The organism is Achromobacter maghribensis, assembly GCF_057334215.1.
This window is the reverse complement of record NZ_JBHFII010000017.1, coordinates 107,438-112,131: the sequence shown is the minus strand read 5'-3', so window position 1 is coordinate 112,131 and position 4,694 is coordinate 107,438. Positions and strand designations below refer to the sequence as shown.

Here is a 4,694-nt window from a genome sequence, read left to right as displayed (position 1 = left end):
AGACGCCATCGCCGCAGGCGCGGCGTGGCGCGTGGCGGATGCGGAGCAGGCGGTGGACCGTGCGATGGCGTTGGTGGCCGATGCGCCGCGCCGCGAAGCGGCCAGCCAGGCGGCCCGGGCATGGTTCGACACGCATGCGGGGGCCACGCGGCGCACGCTGGACGCATTGGCGCCCTGGCTGGATTGAACGGCCCGCGCGTCCAGCGCGCCGGCCGCAGGGCAAGCCGTTAAGGCGTTTTCCGCGGTACCAGCGTTACCGCGCCCGGGTTCAGCTCCTGGCTGAAACGGCGGGTGTCGCGGCCTTCGTCTTCGGGCCGCACGCCGATCCAGCCCTGGCCCAGCGCCAGTATCCACAGATTGGCCAGCAAGATCAGGATGAAGAGCACTCGCATGGCGGGCCTCGTTCAGGCGTGGGTGTCCAGGGTGGCGCGCGCCACTGCGGCCAAGCCGTCCAGGACGGGGTGATCCAGGTAGACCGGTACCGGCGCGACGCCGAACGCGCCGCCGGCATCCGCCAGCAACCGCTCGATCTCCTGGTGGACTTCGGGCCAGCCGCCGCCGGCCGCGTAGATCTGCGGGGTCTGCCCATAACGCTGGCGGCCAGCCAGCCATTGGCGCACGACGGCGCCGGCCTGGGCTGCTGCGATGCCCGAGGCGATGGCTTCGTGGGTATCGACGGGGTAGGGCACGACCTGGCCATTGGCGATCGGCAAATTGGCGGTGCCGTGCGCCAGCGACGTGCGCATCATGGCCGGACCGGGCAGGATCAAGCCGCCGGCGAAGACGTTGTCAGGGCCGACGGTATCGATGGTGGTGGCGGTGCCGAAGCTGGCCAGCACGAAAGGCGGGTGTGCGCCGGGCAGGCGCGACAGCACGCCCAGCAGCGAAGCCCAGCGGTCGGCGCCCAGTTGGGTCGGCACGCGATAGCTGTTGGTAAGGCCCAGCGTGCTGGCTTGCGAGGGCGACCAGGCGACCGCGCAGCCGTGTTTTTGCAGGATGGCGGCAATGGCCGTGCCCCGGGCGTCGCCTGCCACGTTCACGCCTAACGCGCGCAGCGGGCGGCGCGGCAGGGCAGCCAGCCAGCGGTCCAGCGCCTCCAGGTCCAGGCCGTCGAACGCGACGGCCGCCGGTTCGCGCGGCATGTCGGGGTTGCTGGCGTCCAGCCAACCCACTTTGAGACGGCTGTTGCCGGAGTCGATAAGAATGATCATGCTTGGCGCCGAATCGAAATTTCACCGATCGAAATGGGTGTGGCGCCGTCGGGCGTGCCCACCAGCAGGCGGCCTTGCTCGTCCACGCCGCTGGCGGCGCCACTGAGCAGGATATCGCCTTTCTCGAGCACATTGACCATGCGGCCCGCCAGCGCGTCCACTTGGTCGAAACGCTGCTGGAATGCCGCGAAGCCCTCGCGTTCCAGCGTCTGCACGGCTTCGTGCCAGGCGGTGGCGCTGGCACAGACCAGATCGGCGGCGGTGGCCAGGCGGTGCGCCCGGGCTTGCACCTGCGTCCAGTCGGCGACCTCGCGGCCCAGTGCCTGGGACAGTTCCGCTGCGTCGATAAGGTTCACGCCCATGCCGATGACGACGGTGTAGCCGGCCTCGCGGCCGCCGGGGTTACGGGTGGTCTCCACCAGCACGCCCGCCAGCTTGGCGTCATGCCATTGGACGTCGTTGGGCCATTTCATGCACAGGCCCCGGGCCTCGGGGCCGGCGACGGCGCGCAAGGCCTCGCATGCCGCCACGCCCGCTAATGGGGACAGTGCTGGCAGCTGCGCGGCCGGCAGATGGACGTCGAACGCGCACGAGAACATCAGCGTGGAGCCCGACCGATTCTGCCAGGGGCGGCCCGCGCGGCCGCGGCCGGTTTCTTGCAAATGGGTGCCCAGCAGCCAGGGCTTGCCGGCGCCGGCGCCCGACCGGGCGCGGGCCAGCAGGTCGGCGTTGGTCGAGCCGGTGCTGCCTGTCCAGGCAATGTCTTGGAATACGGGCAGGCGCGAGCCTAGCTCTCGGGCCAGAGCTTCCGGCGCGGGCAGGTCGATAGGGCGGACGTGATCGGACATGGCGGCGATTGTAGGGCACGCGGCCGGCCGTCGCGGCCTTTCGGCCTTCAAGCGTTTATGATTGGCGATACATTTTTTGCATCTGTCCCCCTCCTACATGCCGCAAACCGCTTCGTCCGCGTCTACCGCCGCGCCGTTCCGCCAGGACGGGAACGCCTGCCATGTGGCGGGCGACTGGAGCGTCCTGGCGTTGGCGGAGGCGGGCGAAGTCGAACGCCGGCGGTCGGCCTTGGCCCGCGCGGTCCAGGATGGCGTGCGCTGGGACTTGCACGGCATCAGCCGGCTGGACACGATCGGCGCGTTGCTCATCTGGCAGGCCTGGGGCGAAAAGCTGCCCGAACGGGTGCGCTGGTCGGCCGGCCAGCAAGACGTCTTCAATGCGCTGGCCATGAACAAGGGCGGCGCCCGGGCGCCCGAGCCCAAGGCGGAATCGTGGGGCTGGGTGCGCGCCCTGGGCGGCGCAATATTGCACGGCGCTGAAAACGGCAGGGCGCTACTCATCATGTTGGGCCAACTGATGCTGGACCTGGGTGGCATGCTGCGCCGCCCGAGGCTGGGCCCGTGGCGCGAGATTTCGGCGCAGGTGTATCGCACCGGCGCGCAGGCGCTGGGCATCACGGCGCTGGTCGGCTTCCTGATCGGGGTGGTGTTGTCGTATCTCTCGGCGCAGCAACTCCAGATGATCGGCGCCGACCGCTTCATCGTCCGGCTGCTGGGCGTGTCCATCGTGCGCGAACTCGGCCCTGTGCTGGCGGCCATCCTGGTGGCGGGCCGGTCCGGGTCGGCCATCACGGCGCAGATCGGCGTCATGCGCGTGACGCAGGAGCTGGACGCGATGCTGGTCATGGGCATTTCGCACGGGCAGCGGCTGATCCTGCCGCGCGTGATCGCGCTGGCCGTGACGATGCCGCTGCTGGTGTTGTGGACGGACGCCATGGCGATCCTGGGCGGCATGCTGGCCGCGCAGATGCAGCTTGGCGTCTCGGCGCAGTGGTTCCTGACATCGCTGCCGGACGCCATCTCGCTGACCAATTACTGGATCGGCATCCTGAAGGGCGTGACCTTCGGCATCCTGATCGCCCTGATTGCCTGCCATTTCGGCTTGCGCATCCAGCCCAACACGGAAAGCCTGGGCCGCGGCACGACAACGTCGGTCGTGACGTCCATCACGGGCGTGATCCTGCTGGACGCGCTTTACGCCATCATCTTCAGCTCGGTGGGCATCTGATGAGCGGCGCCGCCCAGCATCGATTGTTCACTGACGACAGCGTCACGGTCGAACCCGTCATCTCGGTGCGGGGGCTGCGCACCGCTTTTGGCGACCACGTCGTCCATGACAATCTGGACCTGACCGTCTTCCCGGGCGAAATCCTGGTGCTTGTGGGTGGCTCCGGCACCGGCAAGACGGTGCTGCTGCGCCAGATCATCGGCTTGGACCAGCCCGCCGCCGGCATCGTGAAAGTGCTGGGGCATTCGTTGTTCGACCTGTCGCCTGGTGAGCGCAGGCGCCTGTCTTACCGCTGGGGCATGCTGTTCCAGGCGGGGGCGCTGTTCTCGGCGCTGTCGGTGTTCGACAATGTGGCCTTGCCGCTGCGCGAGCTGCGCACGGTGCCGGAGGACCTGGTGCGCGACGTCGTCATGTGCCGGCTGGCGATGGTGGGCCTGTCGGCGCAGGACGCCGGCAAGCGGCCTTCGGACCTGTCCGGCGGCATGGTCAAGCGCGTGGCGCTGGCGCGCGCGCTGTCGCTCGACCCCGAACTGGTGTTCCTGGACGAGCCCACGGCCGGACTGGATCCGTTGCGGTCGGACGAATTCGTGGACCTGGTGCGCAGTTTGCACCGGCAGTTGGGATTTACCGTCGTCATGGTGACGCACGATCTGGACACGCTGCTTGCGTTGGCCACGCGTGTCGCCGTGCTGGCGGACAAGCGGGTGATCGTGTGCGACACGGTGCCGGAAGTCCTGAAGGTCGATCACCCGTTCATTCACACATTCTTCCTGGGCGAACGCGGTCTGCGCGCGCTTGGAGACCTGGCGCCGAAGGGATTGCATCATGGAAAACCGTAGTCATGCGCTCATGGCCGGGATCTTTACGCTGGTCCTGCTGGCCGCCGCTGCGTTGGTGGCCGTCTGGATCGGCCGGGACCGGACCAAGCTGCAAACGTACGAAATCGTGTCGGCCACGGCGGTCAGCGGGCTGAATCCGCAGTCGGCCGTCCGCTACCAGGGCGTGCCGGTCGGCAAAGTGCAGTCGCTGGCGCTGAATCCGAACAAGCCGGGCCAGGTGCGCATCCGCATCGGCGTGGCGCCGAACACGCCGATCACCGAGTCGACCTGGGCCGAACTGGGCGTGCAGGGCGTAACCGGCATGGCCAATGTGGAGCTGCGCGACGACGGTACATCGCTCAAGCGCCTGGCATCGTCGGCCGAGCATCCCGCCGCCATCCCGCTGCGCCCGGGCTTCCTCGACCGCATCGAGCAGCGCGGCGGCAAGCTGATCTCGAACGTGGAAGAAGTCACCGAGCAGTTGCGTCGCGTGCTGAGCGAACAGAACGTGCAGGCGCTGACCGCCAGCCTGCAGAATGCGACCGACCTGACGCAATCGCTGAAGGAAGCCAGCCGTGGGGGGGGGGCC

Annotated in this window: 6 protein-coding genes and 1 pseudogene; 4 read left to right on the top strand and 3 right to left on the bottom strand. The window is 68.7% G+C overall.

Translation table 11 applies throughout. The features are described 5' to 3' along the window. Positions 1-187: pseudogene (locus ACE039_RS07350) on the top strand (3-deoxy-D-manno-octulosonic acid transferase); the annotation flags it as partial. A 40-nt stretch (positions 188-227) separates the two neighbouring features. Here ACE039_RS07350 and ACE039_RS07345 read toward each other — a convergent pair. Genes ACE039_RS07345 through ACE039_RS07335 form a run of 3 tightly spaced genes read right to left on the bottom strand, consistent with a single transcriptional unit; the run spans position 228 to position 2,059 of the window. Next, on the bottom strand, positions 228-392 hold the full coding sequence (locus ACE039_RS07345) for a hypothetical protein (RefSeq protein WP_169273418.1): 165 nt from the start codon (positions 390-392) through the stop codon (positions 228-230). A 12-nt stretch (positions 393-404) separates the two neighbouring features. Further along, positions 405-1,211: a type III pantothenate kinase gene (locus tag ACE039_RS07340; RefSeq protein ID WP_448711538.1), complete on the bottom strand. Its 807-nt coding sequence runs from the start codon at positions 1,209-1,211 to the stop codon at positions 405-407. After that, positions 1,208-2,059 (bottom strand): biotin--[acetyl-CoA-carboxylase] ligase, encoded by an 852-nt coding sequence (locus ACE039_RS07335; protein WP_448711537.1) that lies wholly within the window; start codon positions 2,057-2,059, stop codon positions 1,208-1,210. The genes ACE039_RS07340 and ACE039_RS07335 overlap by 4 nt, the downstream gene beginning before the upstream one ends. A gap of 97 nt (positions 2,060-2,156) precedes the next feature. Here ACE039_RS07335 and ACE039_RS07330 point away from each other — a divergent pair, with 97 nt between their 5' ends. The 3 genes from ACE039_RS07330 to ACE039_RS07320 all read left to right on the top strand — a co-directional run. Next, positions 2,157-3,287, top strand: a complete 1,131-nt coding sequence (locus tag ACE039_RS07330; RefSeq protein ID WP_448711547.1) for an MlaE family ABC transporter permease — start codon at positions 2,157-2,159, stop codon at positions 3,285-3,287. Continuing rightward, positions 3,287-4,126: an ABC transporter ATP-binding protein gene (locus ACE039_RS07325; protein ID WP_310035099.1), complete on the top strand. Its 840-nt coding sequence runs from the start codon at positions 3,287-3,289 to the stop codon at positions 4,124-4,126. The genes ACE039_RS07330 and ACE039_RS07325 overlap by 1 nt, the downstream gene beginning before the upstream one ends. Beyond that, positions 4,113-4,694: MlaD family protein (locus ACE039_RS07320; protein WP_485822011.1), on the top strand; the 582-nt coding region annotated here is incomplete at its 3' end. The genes ACE039_RS07325 and ACE039_RS07320, both read left to right, overlap by 14 nt.